The sequence below is a fragment of the Thalassospira sp. B30-1 genome, assembly GCF_015767575.1.
In the GTDB taxonomy this organism is placed as follows: Bacteria; Pseudomonadota; Alphaproteobacteria; order Rhodospirillales; family Thalassospiraceae; genus Thalassospira; species Thalassospira xiamenensis.
In genome coordinates this window covers 3,016,100-3,031,680 of record NZ_CP065232.1, presented here as the reverse complement: position 1 = coordinate 3,031,680, position 15,581 = coordinate 3,016,100, and the positions used below count along the sequence as shown (strand labels likewise).

Sequence of the window (15,581 nt, the reverse complement as noted above, 5' to 3'; positions counted from 1 at the left end):
ATGACGACATTCACCTATGCCCAGAAAGTCCTGTTTCAGCATTGCGACCCGGCGGGGATCGTTTTTTATCCGCGCTATTTCGAAATGATCAATGCGACGGTCGAAGAATGGTTTGAGGACCGCATCGGCTTCAGCTTTGCGCAGATGCACGGGGTTGACGAGGTGGCGGTGCCGACCGCGGGGCTGCAGATCAGCTTTACCGCGCCCAGCCGCCTTGGCGAGATGCTTGAGTTTCGGTTGGTGCCGAAACGGTTGGGGCGGTCCAGCCTTGATCTTGAAATCACGGCTGTCTGTGGTGATGAGCAACGCCTTTCGATGACAGCAACGTTGGTGTTTACCAGAAGGGGTGCCGGGAAATCGGTGCCGTGGCCCGATGATTTGCGTGCCAAAATCGACAACGAAATCAATGAAATGGTAGAAAAAGATGCATAAAATCATTCAGCCAGACGGATGGAAACCGCCCAAGGGTTACGCAAATGGCGTGCTGGCCGACGGGGTACCGCTTTATATCGGCGGGCAGATCGGCTGGACGGCCGATCAGGTCTTTGTCGCCAAGGATTTCGTCGGTCAGATGGAACAGGCGCTGCGCAATATCGTCGATGTGCTTGAGGCCGCCGGTGGCGGGCCGGAACACCTGACAAGGCTGACATGGTACGTGGTCGACAAGAAGGAATATCTTGCGAAACAGCGCGAGGTCGGCGAGGCCTATCGCCGCGTGCTTGGCAAGAATTTCCCGGCGATGACGATGGTGGTGGTAAGCGCGCTTGTCGAAGACGAGGCATTGATCGAGATCGAGGCGACGGCATCGATCCCGGCGGATAGAAATGCGGCCTGAAACGCAAAACCCCGGCAGATGCCGGGGTTTTTTGTTGGGCCGGTAAAATCAGATTTGCCGGAAGATCAGGGATGTGTTGATGCCGCCAAAGGCGAAATTGTTGCTCATCATATGTTCCGCCGAGAGGCTTCTGGCGTCGCCAAAGATGTAATCAAGTTCGGCGCATTCCGGGTCGACCTGTTCAAGATTGGCGGTGGCGACAAATTTGCCTTCGCGCATCATTTCAAGGCCAAGCCACGCTTCGATGGCACCACATGCACCAAGGCTGTGGCCGAAATGGCCCTTGAGCGTGTGCATCGGAATGGCGCGGTCAAACACCGCACGTGTCGCCCTGCTTTCGGCGAGGTCGCCATGATCGGTTGCGGTGCCGTGGCCATTGACGATATCGATATCCGATGATGACAGCCCGGCACTTTCAAGCGATTTACGAAGGGCGACTTCCATTTTATCCGCCGCAGGTTGGGTAATATGTGCGCCGTCCGAATTGCTGGCGAAGCCGACGATTTCGCCGTAAATGGTCGCCCCGCGGGCCTTGGCGTGTTCGTATTCTTCCAGAATAAGCGTTCCGGCCCCTTCGCCGATTACCAGACCATCGCGCCTTGCATCATAGGGGCGCGGGGACAGTTCGGGGGCGTCGTTGGACGTACTTGTGGCAAACAGGGTATCGAACACGGCGACCATGGTGGGGCAGAGTTCTTCGGCCCCACCGGCGATCATCAGGTCCTGCATGCCGAATTTGATCGCCTCGTAGGCGTAACCGATCCCCATGCTGCCCGATGTGCAGGCGGTCGAGGTCGGGATGATGCGCCCGGAAATGCCGTATAGCACGCCGATATTGACGGCTGCCGTGTGGCTCATCATCTGGATGTAGCTGGTGGCGGTGATGGCGTTGCTGTCGCCATGTTCCATCAGGCGGGTGAAGCCGAGAACGGGCGGGGTGCTGCCAAATGACGAGCCATAGGCAATGCCAAGACGCCCGCCCTGAAGGATGGCGGTATCATCACGAAGGCCGGCCATTTCCAATGCCTTGTCGGTGGCATCGACCGACATCTGCGCGACACGGCCCATGCTGCGGAGCTGTTTGCGGCTGAATTTGCCCTTGAGCGTGAAATCCTGCACGGGGGCTGCCAGGCGGGTACGCAGATCATATTTGCCGTCCCAATCGTGCATGCGCCGGATGCCGGTTTCACCCGCTGCCATGCGCGATGAAATGGTTTCCCAATTATCACCAAGGGCGGTGATGCCCGCCATGCCGGTGATGACCACGCGGCGGGTGGAGGATGTGCCTTTGCTCATAACATGCCCCCATTCACACTGATGACCTGACGCGTGATGTAGGACGCATCGGGGCTGCACAGAAACGCGATGGTGCCCGCGACCTCGTCGGTGGTGCCATAGCGACGCATCGGGATCATCGCCTTGACCTCGTCCTCTGGCAGGTCGCCGGTCATCTGGGTTTCGATCACGCCAGGGGCAACGGCATTGACGGTGATTTTGCGTTTGGCGAGTTCAAGGGCAAGCGATTTGACCGCCCCGATGATCCCGGCCTTTGAGGCGGCGTAATTGACCTGCCCGCGATTGCCGGCGATCCCGGCGATGGAGGTGAGCGCGACAATCCGCCCGCCCTTGCGCCGTTGAATGATCGGCATGATCAGCGGTTTGATCACATTGTAAAAACCATCGAGATTGGTGTGCAGAACCCGGTCCCAATCGTCGTCTTCAAGGGCCGGGAAAGGTCCATCGCGGGTCAGCCCGGCATTGAGGATCACACCATAGGGCGCGCCATGATCGGCAATGTCGGCCTCGATTGCGGTGCGCGTGGCATCGCGGTCAGCGATATCGAACTGGATCAGGCGGGCCGTGCGGCCAAGGGCGATGATATCATCACGGACGGCTTCGGCCCCGGCCAGATCGGAATGATAATGGACGACGATATCAAAACCGTCCCTTGCAAGACGGCGCGCGGTTGCGGCACCGATCCCCTTGCTGGCACCTGTTACCAGAATGGTTTCTGTCATGGCTTTGTCGTTTCTTGGTTGCTGGTTGGGGTTTCGGATGGGGTTGCTGCGTCGTCGGGCTGATAGACATTGATGCGCGCACTCACAAGGATTTCATCGCCTTTGCGAACTTCACCGTCAAACACACCCATTTCGCCGTCTTCGAAAATGTTCTGCACATGGATCGACAGCGCATCGCCATCGGCAAAGCCATCGCATGCCATGGTCATTTTGCGCGTGCCGAGCAGATAGCCGATTTTGGGGGCTGTGCCGGGGGCGGCAGACTGGGCGCGCCAGCCGCTATAGGCGGCGACCGACTGGGCGATATATTCAATCCCGACATAGGCGGGGACGCCATGCGTGGGGGTGAAAAACAGGCTGTTTTTTGTGATGCGGACTTCTGCCGTCAGGCTTTCGGCATCGGCATTCAGAACGCGGTCGATCAGAAGCATTGGGGCGGCGTGGGGCACCAGTGTTTCGACGGGCGGGAAGGCTGGTGGGAAGGCGGGTTTTACAGACGCATTCATGCGCGGTTCCCCCGGTTCCAGCCCCGGCCCAGAATGACCGAGACGTTACTGCCGCCAAAGGCAAATGAGTTGCTCATCATCGCCAAGCGATCCGAAGGGGGCAATTTCGTGCCCGGCTTGGTCACCAGATTGATGTCGGGAATTTCGGGATCAGTCGCACCATCCCAGATATGGCGCGGCAGGGGGGCGCCATCGGCGGCATCGCAAAGCGAGAGCCAGAGCATCGCGGCTTCGATGGCACCCGCAGCGCCCAGCGTATGGCCGGTCATGGGTTTGGTGGAGCTTGCCTGGACATTGGCCCCCAAGACATCGCAAACCGCACGTGCCTCCATCCCGTCATTAAGCGGGGTCGCGGTGCCGTGCAGATTGATATAGGCGATGTCGGATGGTTTGAGTTTGGCATTGGAAAGCGCGTTTTGCATTGCCATGGCGGCCCCCCGGCCATCGGGATGCGGGGCGTTGGGGTGATGGGCGTCGGAGCTTTCACCGACGCCGAGCAATTCGATGTCGCCCGCATCACGACGGAGGATGAAAAGTGCGGCCCCTTCGCCGATATTGATGCCGTCGCGGTTAAGGCTCATGGGATTACAAAGGCCGTTTGAAACCGATTGCAGGGCATCAAAGCCGCGCACGGTCAGACGGCAGAGGCTATCGACGCCGCCGACCAGAACCGCATCACACAGCCCGGTATTGATCAGGCGCGCCCCGGCGGCAAAACCCTTGGCACTGGACGAGCAGGCGGTTGAAATCGCATAAGATGGTCCGCCAAGATCAAAGGCATCGCGCAGGAAATCAGCGGGTGATCCGATTTCCTGATGGCTATACAGGAATGTTTCGGGGAAGGCCCCGCCATCAAGGGCGGCTTCGTAATCGGTTGTGCCTTCTTCGATGCCCGATGTGCTGGTGCCGATGATGACGCCAATGCGGGCACGACCAATATCGGCAATCAGATCGGTGATGTCGGTTTCGATCTGCCGGGTTGCGGCCCAAAGCAGACGGTTGTTGCGGGTATCGTGGCGGGCTAGGTTTTCGGGTAGCGGTTCGGGATCATGCGTAACTGTGCCAAGGATCGTGGTGCGGTCGGGCAGGAAACCGTCGCGCGCGATCATATCCGCCGGGCGGTCGCCAAAAAGTGTGGCGCGGGTTTCATCCATCCCGGTGCCAAGGGCCGATACGATGCCAAGGGCGGAGAGATACAGCGAGCCCAGCGTCATGATGACGATCCAGTGTGTTTTGACTGGATCGTGATGACATAGCCGAAACGTTCGTTGCGGATTTTGGCAAAACCCTGCCAGACATCGCGTACCGGGCGTTCGATCCGGGCATAGAAGCGTCCGTTGCTATCGATGCGAAGCGTGCGCTCACCCATGGTTTCGCGGATCGACAGATCGCGGGGCAGGGCATCGCGCACGACATCGAGCGGCCAATAGACCATGACGATATCGGCCAGCATACGGCGTGCATCAAGTGTTGCGGGCAGCCAGTCGGCGGTTTGGACCGACAGTGCATCGGTCGACCAGTCGATATCAATCGCGCGACGGCCCAGATCATCGATCATGACGATGCGGGCGTGATCGCGTTCAAGCGATATGCGGGCCTGAAAGGTGCCGGTTTCGGTTTCGTTGCTGCTGGTGTTTTTCCAGTTTGCGGTGACCTGCTGGGTGACGTCGATGGCGTCATCATCTGCCCATGGCTGTTCGGGCAGGGTGAATTCATAGCCCTCGTCAAGCATCACGGTTTGCGCCGGTGTTGATGTGAAGACATCGGGCATGGAAAAGTCGGGCATTGTCAGATCGGGCATGTTCATTGTTTCACAGGCGCTCAGGCCCGTGGCAAGCATTCCAGCGACAAGGGTTTTTACGACGACGGAGCGCATAGATCGTGCAACATCTCAAGATAGCGTTCGGTTTTGGCGACCAGCGGGTTTTCCATATTCCATGCATAACCTGCAAGGATCGAAACGACCATACGTTTCAGTTGTGAATCGTCATCGGGCTGATTGAAAATAATCGTCTGTAACCGTCCATCATACCATGCATCGACGTAAGCCCGGAACGTATCGACCCCCTTTGACAGCGGGTCGGCGAAATCCAGGTTCCAGTCAACAGACTTGCGATTATGACGCGCGATCAGGGCCTTGGCGGCCAGTTCGGCAGAATGCAGGGCGATGGTGACACCCGATGAAAAGACCGGATCAAGGAAGCCCGCCGAATTGCCGAGCAGCACATAACCATCGCCAAAAAGTTTTTCCGACTGCGCGCTATATCCGGCGATGGAATTGAGATCGCGGATCGGTTCGGCATTGGCCAGAAGGCTTCCGAGACGTGTGTCATTGATCAGCTTATTGAAAATGTCCTGATCCGACATGCCGACAAAGGCCGGATCATTATCGGGATAGATCGCGCCGATGGACGCGGTGCCATCGGAAAACGGGATCAGCCAGTACCAGATTTCATGATGGGTCGGATGCACCGTGATCAGGATTTTTTCGCGGTCATAACCGGGATCGGTAATGTGATCGCGCATATGGGTGAATAACGCGCGGCGTTCAATCGACTTGCCGGGCCGGGCAAGGCCGAGCATGCGGGGCAGAACCCGGCCATAGCCGCTGGCGTCGACCACGAACCCGGCGCGCAGTTCGCCCGGATTGTCGTTTTCATCGGTGAAGCCAAGGCGGCAATCGCCATCGGCAAGTTGTGCGGATGTGACGCGGTGGCCAAAGCGGATATCGACCCCGGCGCGCGCGGTCTCACCTGCCAGAATCTGATCAAAGCGGGCGCGCTTAACCTGAAACGTGGTGCCCCAGCAATCGGATGGTTCGAAATTCTGGCGAAAATCAATCGACATATATTGGGGGCCGCATTCGAAGACGGCACCGTTTTTGAACTGGAACCCGGCATCGGTCACGGCATCCAGAAGCCCGGCGCGTTCGAGCACATTCATGCAATTGGGCAGCAGGCTTTCGCCGATCACGAAGCGCGGGAAGGTTTCGGCTTCGAGCACGGTAACGGCCATGCCGGCATCATGGAGGAATTTGGCAATGACCGATCCGGCAGGCCCGGCACCGATAACGGCGATATCGCAATCGGGTTTCACTGTTTTTGTCCCCGCTGTTTTTGGGTTTGCGCGTTGTTTTTATCGCCTGTCGGTGCGGTCATCCAGAAGGCCAGGAACCATGCCCCGATCAGGCCGATTGCAATCACCGATCCGATATCGCGCACCAGCGGTACGGATGATGTGGCGAGAAGGCCAAAGGCAAGCACGCTGCTGATCAGCGACAGCAACACCGCAAGGCGCGTGTCGTCATCATGGGGGCCGTTGCGGCTTTCGGCCAGAAACAGAACGTAATCCGCACCGATGGCAAAGACCAGAAACAGCGCCATGGTGGTAAAGAAGCTTTGGGCGATGCCAAAGGCATAACCGCCCAGCACCGCAAACAGGATCGCCCCGGCGGGGGCGGCAAAAACGCAGATGCCGGTGCGAAGCCCGTAACGCAAAACAGCAAGGATGGCGGCGACACAAAGCGCACCGCCCAAGGCAATCCATGCCCACAGGCGATAGGCGGCGAACTGGTCGCTGATCGCGGTGGGCGGGTTGATCAGGGTGACGTTCTGGATATCGGCAAGGGCGTTGCTGATGGCGTCAATATCGGTGGCGTTGCGAAGCCGGATGATGTCCGATCCGCCGGAATGCAGGCGAGCGATTTCGGGTAATGTCCTTGTCGCGTTGTCATCGGGGATGAGGTAATCAGCATCCTTATCCGGTGCGGTGATAGTGACCGGCAACTGATCGGACAGGGCCGGGCCAAAGCGATCATAAAGGCCGGTCGTGACCAGATCGCGGTTTTCGGTCTGCCGGGTGATGGACGGGATCAGATCGGACAGGCCGATCATGCCGCCAAGGCGGTTATCGGCGATCAGCGGTGTCAGGGCACCCCGTACTGCTTCGCCGGTTTCAAGGCGGGTTTGGGGATCACCGCCATCAATGCGGAGGAAGACGGGGCTGCCGCCAAGGCCGAGGATATCTGCAATGTTTCCGGCATCCGATATCAGGGCGTCATTGCCGTGACCGAACTGGCGGATATCGTTATTGCCGGGGATCAGGAAGGCCGCAAGGGCAAGGGTGATGATGATGGCGGCACTTGCGGTCAGTCGTACCCGGATCGGGGCAAATGTTTTGCCAAGTACAGCTTGCAAGCCGTCATGGAGTTTGCGGATCGGCGAGGATGGCTGGACATCGCTGGCCGGGATCAGGGGCAGCAGGAACAGCACCGAACAATAGGCCGCGATCAGACCGGCGATGGAATAAACCGCGATCTGGGAGAGCAATTGGGTGGGGCTGAGCGATAGTGCGCCAAAGCCGATGATGGATGTCAGAAGGCCAAGGCTTAGCCCCGGTCTGATTTTACGCAGCCGGTCCGTGGGGGATCCGGCGGCAGAGCGCAGCACAAGGTAATGCAGGGCATAATCGACCGAAATGCCGATCATGGTCGCGCCAAACACCAGCGCAATCGCATGGATGGCGGGGAAGATCGCGACCACGGCGGCGAGCCCCGCCAAAAGGCCGCTGCCGACGACCAGAAGGGCACCGAAAAGCGGGATGGGTGAATAGAACACCAGCCCGATCATCACAAGGATGCCGATGGTCGCGATGATCGCGATGCGTTGCACATCGGATTGGGCGCGGGTGGCTTCTGCCACGGCAAAGAAGATTTGGCCGGTTTTGGCGGTGGTCAGGCCGGATGTGGCATCGGTGATGGATTGCAAGGCAGCGTTGGCATCCATGACCCAGCGTTGATCGTTGCCGGAGCTTCGCAGATCGGGTGACAGGCTTGCCATCACCGGCAGGTAAAATTGCCCGTCGCGGGTGATGATCTCGTTACCGGTGCCAAGCTTTGCGCCAAGGTCGGACAGGAAGGCTGGCAGCAGGGCAAACGGGTCCTGTTTAAGCGACTGGCTGCTGAGCGTTGTTGCCGGGGAATAGAGGTTTTGGATGGCGCGGCGATAGAGCGCTTCGGCGTTGCCATTTGCCAGCTTTTCGCGATCAGACGGGGATAGCAGGCTGTTGGCATGAGGGCCATAAAGCGCCATCAGATCGGCAAATCGATCATTGTTGTGACCGGGAAGGGTGATGCCCTGCGTGCCATCAAGGGCCGCGATCCGGCCCGCGAAATCATTGGCGGCGGTTTCAAGCGTGTCGCGATTGGCGTGCGAAAGCATGAAGATCACCTGCCGACCATCATTTGCCAGCAGATGACGGACCGTGGCGATGTCACTTTGCGGCCCGTTTTGGTCGGCATTTTCCTGCCCGATCAGGGACAGGATATCGGCATCGATCCCGGTATGGCCGCCGCGCAATTGCCAAGTGGCAAAAACCGCCATCGCGATCAGGCACAGGGCCCAGAGGGTTGCGCGCAATGCCATTACTGATCCGCGCCGGTCAGAAGGGCGGCAAATTCGGGCGGCAGCGGCAGGCTTTGCAATGCCTGATCGGCAAGAGTGATGGCATCATGGTCGCCGGTCGGTTTTTCCAGTCGGACGGCTTCGACAAAATCAGTACCGGCGGCGGTGATTTTACTGATCTGTTGGGCGATATTGCTTCCGTCCTTGGGCGTCAGGATGACCTGCCATGCGCCCTGTTCGGTTGTGTCCCTGGTGATGTCAAAACGCTGCTCCAGCGGTTGCCAGTTTCCGGCAAGAACGGCTGAAATCAGTTCGACAAACTGGCGGAACTGATCGCCGCGGGCGAGTTCATCGCGGTTGCCCTGATCATCGATCCGGGTGATGCCGTGATCATCAAGGATCGTGGTGCCGGGGAAGGGTTGCAACGTGCGCCAGACCAGCCCGCGTGCCGGGGACAGGACGAAATCGCCGTTCGAGGTGAGCGGTTTTTCAAAGCCGTCAAGATGGCGGTCCATGGTGAAGGAGCCGCCGAGATATTGTTCGGTGCCGATGTTGGCCGGGGCCGGAATATCATCCGCCCGTGCGGTGCCGGTCATGCTGGCAGTCAGCAGGGCGACGGATACGATCAGGCGGCGGATCGGGATCAAACAAGGGCCTCCATCTTTGCGATGAAGAAATCGGGGCTGCGATAAAGCATTTCGCCGCTGGATTTTTCGACCGCGACCTGAATGGTGAAGCCCTTGGTCAGTTTTTGACCGGTTTTGGTGTCGCTGATGAGGTAGTCGATTTTAAGCCGGTTTTCATATTCGCGGAGCGTCGCGGTGATCGTGATGTTCTGCCCGAAGGTGCAGGGGCGGACATATTTGACCCGCATATCCACCACCGGCCAGACATAGCCCGACGCATCCATTTGCGGATAATTGTAGTCGATCTGATCCAGCAGCGCGCAGCGGGCATTTTCAAAGAATTGCACGTAATTGCCGTGCCAGACGACATTCATCGGATCGAGGTGATAGAACTGGATGGTTTCACTGACCGATGCGCTGATCATGATGCCAGATCCCCGCCATAAAGCGCCCAGTGGCGCGATTGAATGCGGTCGATCAGAAGGCGAAGGGTTGATTCGAGCGGCTGGTCTTCGGCGATAAACGGGATGTCGTTGCCAAGCGCATCAAGGAAGGCGGTGATATCACTGCCAAGTTGTTCGGGTTTGATGTCACCGTTTTTAAGGCGCAGCGTGATCGCCTGTTTGACGGCGATAAGGTTGGCAGCCGCGACCTGTTCGGTCAGTTGCAGGATGCGCAGGCAATCACGCGCGGCAATCGTTCCCATGCTGACCTTGTCCTGATTGTGGCATTCGGTCGAACGCGAAAAGACGCTGGCGGGCATGGTGTTTTTAAGTGCCTCGGCCGTCCAGGCGGAAACGCCGATCTGCACGGCCTTTAGCCCATGATTGATCGAGGCGCGATCCGCATCCGATCCCGACAGGTTCGATGGCAGGCCATGATTGAACTTGGTATCGACCAGAAGCGCCATTTGCCGGTCCATCAGATCGGCGAGATTGGCGATCAGGGTTTTCATGCCATCGGCGACAAAGGCAACATGCCCGCCATAAAAATGACCGCCATGCAGGATGGTTTCGCCTTCGACATCGATCAGCGGGTTGTCATTGGCGCTATTGAGTTCGGTTTCAAGCGTTGCGCGGAAGGTCGGCATCATGTCGGCCAGAACGCCGATGACATGCGGCGCACAGCGCAGCGAATAACGATCCTGCAACCGGGCCGGGGCATAATTGGTGCCGAGATCGGCAAGGTCATCCTCGATAAAGGCGGCGATGCGGGCCTGCCCCGGATGGGGTTTGGCGGCAAACAGGCGTTTGTCAAAATGGGCGGGATTGCCCAGCAACCCGATAGAGGCAAGTGCTGTGATGCGCGCGGTCAGGCGGCAGAGGTAATCCGCACGCACGAATGCCTGACACATCATCGCGGTCATGACCGATGTGCCATTCATGATCGCCAGGGCTTCCTTGGGGCGGAGCGTTAACGGCGTTAACCCGGAGGTGGCAAGGGCATCCAATGCGGTCATTTTCTGGCCGCGATACAGCACGTCGCGTTCGCCGATCAGGGCGGCGGCCACGTAGGAAAGCGGGGTCAGATCGCCGCTGGCGCCGACCGATCCTTCTTCGGGGATCAGGGGTGTGATGTCGTGTTCGAGAAGACCTGCAAGCTGGCGCAGAAGATCAAGGCTGACACCGGAATAGCCGGTGCAAAGGGATGCAAGCCGGACCGCAAGGACAGCGCGCGCCTGATCGGGGCGCAGGATATCGCCAAGGCCGCAACCGTGAAACCGGCTGAGATGAAGTGGTAATTCGGCGACCAGTTCGGGCGGGACGCGGCGCGATACGGAATCGCCATAGCCGGTGGTGACCCCGTAAATATGGCCGTGATCGCGCAATTCCCGATCAAGGAAATCGGCCCCGGCCTGAATGCGGGTGGTGAATTCCGGGTCGGATGACAGGACGGGCAGGGCACGCTGTTCGGCAAGGGCAACGATATCTTCGATGCGCAGGTTTTCATCGCCAAACTGCACAGTGGTGCGGCTGTTATTCATTCTCGTCCTTTTTCTTCGCCCAGAAGTCATAGAAATTGAACCATTGCAGCGGTTTTGTAACAACAAGCTTTTCAAGCCAGTTGGCATATTGCCCGGCATATTCAGTGATTTTACCGATCCGGTTGGCGCGCGGCAGGGTGATTTGATCGGCCAGTTTTTCCCAGACGATTTCAAAGCGTTTCCCATTGCGCCATGCCGCAACCATATAGACCGGGCATTGCAGCAGATGGGCCAGAACAAACGGCCCCTGCGGGAACGGAGCCGGATCACCCAGAAACGGGACGCGCACCGATTTATCGCGTGCGCCAATGGCAACGCGGTCGGCGGCAATGACGACCCATTCACCGCGTTCGACCTTTTCACGCAGCAGCATCGCGGTATCGGGGCCGATATCGGTGACTTCGATCAGATCGACTTGGCTTTGCGGGGCGAATTTTTGCAAGACGCGGCCAAAGCGGGCGGCGTTTTTTTGATGCAGCAGCACATTGACGCGAAAATCGCGGTCGCGGCTGGCAATCGCACGCACCAGTTCGATATTGCCGAAATGGGACACGAACAGGATGACGGCCTGATCACGCGGGATATAGGAAAACAGGCTGTCGGCGTGGTTGGGCAGATCAAGATCATCAATCTTCATTTCGCCCGACCATGCGGCGATTTTATCCAGTGCACTTTCGCCGAAATTCATGAAATGGCGGAAACTGTCACGCAGGCCCGGTTTGGGTTGACCAGTGATGGCGGCAACGCGCGACAGGAAATCCTGCGATGCGCGGCGCGCGACCCGTCCGGTGGCAAAGAAATAAGTGATGACCGGAAACATCACCACCAGACACAGCCGACGCCCGCCATAACGATAAACCGCGCCGAGGAACCGGATGCCCCAGTAAATGCCGCGTTCGTCAATTTCCGACCAGTGTTTGGCGGGGGCTCCGATGGTTTCGGGATGTTTTTCGGCATCAATACCAGTGCGGTGTTTCTGCCCGAAATGGCCACCACGCGCAATAAATCCCGGCAGGCGGGCCAGCATGCCAAAGAACAGCCGGGTGTGCATCCAGCTTATCAGGACATTGTCCTTCCACATGCGGAAGTTAGACGTGTTGTTTTCGGGGTAGGTGACTTCGGTCGGGACGTGATGGACCGGAACACCGCGCCAGTAAAGGCGTACCATCAGTTCGGTGTCGAAATCCATTTTATGGCCGCAGCCTTCTTCGCGCCAGACCGCGAGGCTTTCGGAGACGGGATAGACGCGAAAGCCGCACATGCTGTCGCGGATGTGGGTGGATAATGTTTCGATCCAGACCCAGACATGGGAAATCCAGCGCCCGATACGGCGTTTTTGCGGGATGCTGTCATCATAGACCGGAAGGCCGGTGACAAGCGCCGTTGGGTCTTCTTGTGCGATGCGGATCATTTCCTTGATCCGGTCAAGGTTATGCTGCCCATCGGCATCGACCTGAATGGCGTGGGTGAAACCGGCGCGTTCGGCCATGGCAAGGCCGGTCATTACCGCCACACCCTTGCCGCCATTTTCGTCCAGATGCAGGCAAGTGATGTCGTTTTCGGGATCGTGCAGGGCGGCGACAACATCGTGTGTTTGCGTGTTTGACCCGTCATCAATAATGATCACCGGAAGGTCATATTCGCGCAGACGCGCCACCACATCGCCAAGTACATCATGATGGTTATGGGTCGGGATGACGGCACAGATTTTCATGAGGGGGCCTCGCGCCATTTCAGAATACCGGAGCTGTGATCGCCTTCGGCGTCGGAATGATAGCGGAATTTGATTTTTCTGTTTTCCCGGTTGCAATCAAGTTCAAGCATCAGTTTTGACCCCGGTGCAATCGGTTTGCGATATTTCAGTTGTGTCACCTCGCCGATGGTGACCGGTACGTCAAAAAGCGTTGCGGCCTGATCCACCGCCCAATGCAATTGGACCACGCCGGGCAGGATCGGCATGCCGGGGAAATGGCCCCGGAAATAAAGCAGATCCTTGGGCAGGCGCAGCGCCAGATTGACGCGGTCATCATCGCGATTTTGTATAACGATTTCAGGTGTCACAGGTTCCATATCGGCAAAAAGCGCACGCAGCAAATGAAGCGGGCGTTTGCCCTGACTGTCGGATGGTAACCGATCGACAAAGCGCCAGCGTTGCGGTAAAGCAGCGTCGTCTTCGAATTTGGCGATTTCACGCCGCAATTGCCGGCCCATGCGAAACCGCCCGATATCGGCCAGCATATCGCGACCCGCAGGCGACAGCACGGCCACCACGCCAAGGCGGCGGTCATTTTCATCAGGGATCAGCGCAATGGCGTCTTCGATCATATCGCTTTGGCGCAGATGGCGTTCAACAGCACCCAGCGAAATGCGTTTGCCTTCGACCTTGACCACCCGGTCGGCCCGGCCATGCAGGGTGAAGGTGCCGGTTGCGTCATTGATCTTTGCGATGTCTTCGGTCTGATACCAGTCATCGCCCGCGATATGGGCGGCGCGCACGCGAAGGCATCGGGCGTCATTCAGACCAATGTCGACACCGGGCAGCGGATGCCACGGGCAGTTGTCGCCGGTCTGTTGGCGATGGGCGATGCCGCCGGTTTCGGTGCTGCCGTAAATTTCGGTCGGGCTGATGCCGAGCATGGCAGTGGTTTCGGTCGCGGCGGCAAGGTCAAGCGGGCCACCCGAGGAGAAGATCAGGGACGGGCGCGGCACACCGGCCAGATCGGGATGCAGGTTTTTGAGGTGCGCGGGGCTTGTGATCAGGACATCGCCATTATTGATATCGCCCTGCATCATTTCCCAATAGGGGGCGGGATCGGCGGTAAAGACACGGCTCGTGATCACCGGCCAGACGATGCGGAAAATCAGGCCATAGATATGCTGATGGGATACCAGCCCGACAATGCGCGCGCCATTAGGGATGTGCGGCTGCCAAAGTGGTTCCTGTATGGTGATTTCGGCTTCGATCAGGGCGAGGGTCTTGGCGATGGGTTTGGCATCCCCGGTCGAGCCGGAGGTAAAGAACACCGCCCTGCAATCGGATGCGGCGGGCAGTGTGGTTGACAGCGTCGCGTCATTGCCTTTGGCGAGCTTTGCAAGGATTGCAGTATCGTCGAGATAGAGATCGAACTGATCGGCAATGCCATCAAGATAGGCCGGCCGATCCGTCGCGGGGAAAATCACGGTGGCGCCCGCGCGCCATGCGGCGGTGATCGCGATCAGGAACAAGCGGGCCGACTGGCAATGGATGGCGATGCGCGAAGATGCGGATAGGGTGGGGCAAAGACGGTCGATATCGGAACGCAGATCGCCAACGCAAAACAGCCGGTCGCCTTCGATGCAAAGGGCGGTATCGGCGTTTTGCGGATCATGCAGTTTTTCGATAAAGCCGGTCATCAGGACTCTTTGATCTTGCGGTCATGGCGGGCGCGCAGAATGCGGCGGACCGGCCATTCGCCAATAAACAGAATGCCGATCAGCAGATAGGACAGAAACCCATTATAAAGCGTCCATATTTCCATGCTCGCATAAAGTGCCGTCCATGTGGCAATCATCGCGTTGACCGCGAAAAACCCGATCCAGACCTTGGTCAGTTTGCGGGTATAGGCAATCGAATAGTCGTCAAGATCGGGCATTTTCAGCCGGGCGAGGCGTTCGACCATCGGTCGGTCGGTAAAGAGCGTGACGGTAAAAACCGCCCCCATCGTCAGGCTGACAATTACCGGATAAAAGCGGATGGCGAGAAGTTCGCTTGCCAGACCACCCGCGGCAACGATACCCGCGACCAGAACCGCAAGACCGGCAGGCCCATAACGTTTTTGCACCGCAAATGTCACGGCACGCAAAAGCACCACGATCAAAAGGCCGATCAGGATGAATTGCGGCGAAAATGCCGACAGTCCGAAATAGACCAGAACCGGATAGGTAACACCCAGTACGCCAAGCAGAAGGGCCGCGATCCGTTTAGGAACTGACCAGGACATGGATCTTCTCGACGACGTCATCGACGGTGCGGACAGACCGGAATTCCATGGCCGGGATTTTCTTGCCGGTGATTTCCTGGAATTTGACGATCAGGTCGACGGCATCGATGCTGTCGAGGTCAAGGTCTTCGAACAGGCGGGCATCAGGGGTGATATCCTCGGACGGGACTTCGAAAAGTTCGACAAGGTAATCGTGAAGCTGCTGATAGACGTCCTGGCGACTGTGCATG

16 protein-coding genes are annotated in these 15,581 nt (G+C 58.4%); 2 read left to right on the top strand and 14 right to left on the bottom strand.

The annotated features are described in order from the left end of the window. Nucleotides 1-432, top strand: a complete 432-nt coding sequence (locus IT971_RS14380) for a thioesterase family protein (RefSeq protein ID WP_063094838.1) — start codon at nucleotides 1-3, stop codon at nucleotides 430-432. Further along, nucleotides 425-835 (top strand): RidA family protein, encoded by a 411-nt coding sequence (locus IT971_RS14375; RefSeq protein WP_062959088.1) that lies wholly within the window; start codon nucleotides 425-427, stop codon nucleotides 833-835. Before IT971_RS14380 ends, IT971_RS14375 begins: the two co-directional genes overlap by 8 nt. A gap of 48 nt (nucleotides 836-883) precedes the next feature. On the opposite strand, the gene IT971_RS14370 is transcribed toward IT971_RS14375, so the two are convergent. Genes IT971_RS14370 through IT971_RS14305 form a run of 14 tightly spaced genes read right to left on the bottom strand, consistent with a single transcriptional unit; the run spans nucleotide 884 to nucleotide 15,580 of the window. After that, a complete protein-coding gene (locus tag IT971_RS14370; protein ID WP_063094836.1) occupies nucleotides 884-2,131 on the bottom strand; it encodes a beta-ketoacyl-ACP synthase in 1,248 nt (415 codons plus the stop codon). Then, nucleotides 2,128-2,853: a 3-oxoacyl-ACP reductase FabG gene (fabG, locus tag IT971_RS14365; RefSeq protein ID WP_063094834.1), complete on the bottom strand. Its 726-nt coding sequence runs from the start codon at nucleotides 2,851-2,853 to the stop codon at nucleotides 2,128-2,130. The genes IT971_RS14370 and fabG overlap by 4 nt, the downstream gene beginning before the upstream one ends. Next, complete coding sequence (locus IT971_RS14360) at nucleotides 2,850-3,359, bottom strand: hypothetical protein (RefSeq protein ID WP_063094832.1); 510 nt, start codon at nucleotides 3,357-3,359, stop codon at nucleotides 2,850-2,852. Before IT971_RS14360 ends, fabG begins: the two co-directional genes overlap by 4 nt. Continuing rightward, a complete protein-coding gene (locus tag IT971_RS14355; RefSeq protein WP_063094830.1) occupies nucleotides 3,356-4,573 on the bottom strand; it encodes a beta-ketoacyl-[acyl-carrier-protein] synthase family protein in 1,218 nt (405 codons plus the stop codon). Before IT971_RS14355 ends, IT971_RS14360 begins: the two co-directional genes overlap by 4 nt. After that, nucleotides 4,570-5,160 carry a DUF3261 domain-containing protein gene (locus tag IT971_RS14350; protein WP_158526689.1) on the bottom strand — a complete coding sequence of 197 codons (591 nt, stop codon included), beginning with the start codon at nucleotides 5,158-5,160 and terminating at the stop codon, nucleotides 4,570-4,572. Before IT971_RS14350 ends, IT971_RS14355 begins: the two co-directional genes overlap by 4 nt. Nucleotides 5,161-5,216: 56 nt before the next feature. Beyond that, on the bottom strand, nucleotides 5,217-6,455 hold the full coding sequence (locus tag IT971_RS14345) for an NAD(P)/FAD-dependent oxidoreductase (protein WP_063094826.1): 1,239 nt from the start codon (nucleotides 6,453-6,455) through the stop codon (nucleotides 5,217-5,219). Further along, nucleotides 6,452-8,782: an MMPL family transporter gene (locus tag IT971_RS14340; protein ID WP_063094824.1), complete on the bottom strand. Its 2,331-nt coding sequence runs from the start codon at nucleotides 8,780-8,782 to the stop codon at nucleotides 6,452-6,454. Before IT971_RS14340 ends, IT971_RS14345 begins: the two co-directional genes overlap by 4 nt. Beyond that, nucleotides 8,782-9,408 (bottom strand): outer membrane lipoprotein carrier protein LolA, encoded by a 627-nt coding sequence (locus IT971_RS14335; RefSeq protein WP_063094822.1) that lies wholly within the window; start codon nucleotides 9,406-9,408, stop codon nucleotides 8,782-8,784. The genes IT971_RS14340 and IT971_RS14335 overlap by 1 nt, the downstream gene beginning before the upstream one ends. Continuing rightward, nucleotides 9,405-9,812: a thioesterase family protein gene (locus IT971_RS14330; RefSeq protein WP_063094820.1), complete on the bottom strand. Its 408-nt coding sequence runs from the start codon at nucleotides 9,810-9,812 to the stop codon at nucleotides 9,405-9,407. Before IT971_RS14330 ends, IT971_RS14335 begins: the two co-directional genes overlap by 4 nt. Further along, nucleotides 9,809-11,371, bottom strand: a complete 1,563-nt coding sequence (hutH, locus tag IT971_RS14325; RefSeq protein ID WP_063094818.1) for a histidine ammonia-lyase — start codon at nucleotides 11,369-11,371, stop codon at nucleotides 9,809-9,811. Before hutH ends, IT971_RS14330 begins: the two co-directional genes overlap by 4 nt. Further along, the gene (locus tag IT971_RS14320; RefSeq protein ID WP_063094816.1) at nucleotides 11,364-13,085 is read right to left on the bottom strand and encodes a glycosyltransferase family 2 protein; all 1,722 of its coding nucleotides are present in this window, start codon (nucleotides 13,083-13,085) and stop codon (nucleotides 11,364-11,366) included. Before IT971_RS14320 ends, hutH begins: the two co-directional genes overlap by 8 nt. Further along, complete coding sequence (locus IT971_RS14315; RefSeq protein ID WP_063094814.1) at nucleotides 13,082-14,764, bottom strand: AMP-binding protein; 1,683 nt, start codon at nucleotides 14,762-14,764, stop codon at nucleotides 13,082-13,084. The genes IT971_RS14320 and IT971_RS14315 overlap by 4 nt, the downstream gene beginning before the upstream one ends. Further along, on the bottom strand, nucleotides 14,764-15,351 hold the full coding sequence (locus tag IT971_RS14310; RefSeq protein ID WP_063094812.1) for a hypothetical protein: 588 nt from the start codon (nucleotides 15,349-15,351) through the stop codon (nucleotides 14,764-14,766). Before IT971_RS14310 ends, IT971_RS14315 begins: the two co-directional genes overlap by 1 nt. Continuing rightward, on the bottom strand, nucleotides 15,332-15,580 hold the full coding sequence (locus tag IT971_RS14305) for an acyl carrier protein (protein ID WP_007090637.1): 249 nt from the start codon (nucleotides 15,578-15,580) through the stop codon (nucleotides 15,332-15,334). Before IT971_RS14305 ends, IT971_RS14310 begins: the two co-directional genes overlap by 20 nt. Nucleotide 15,581 lies beyond the last annotated feature (1 nt).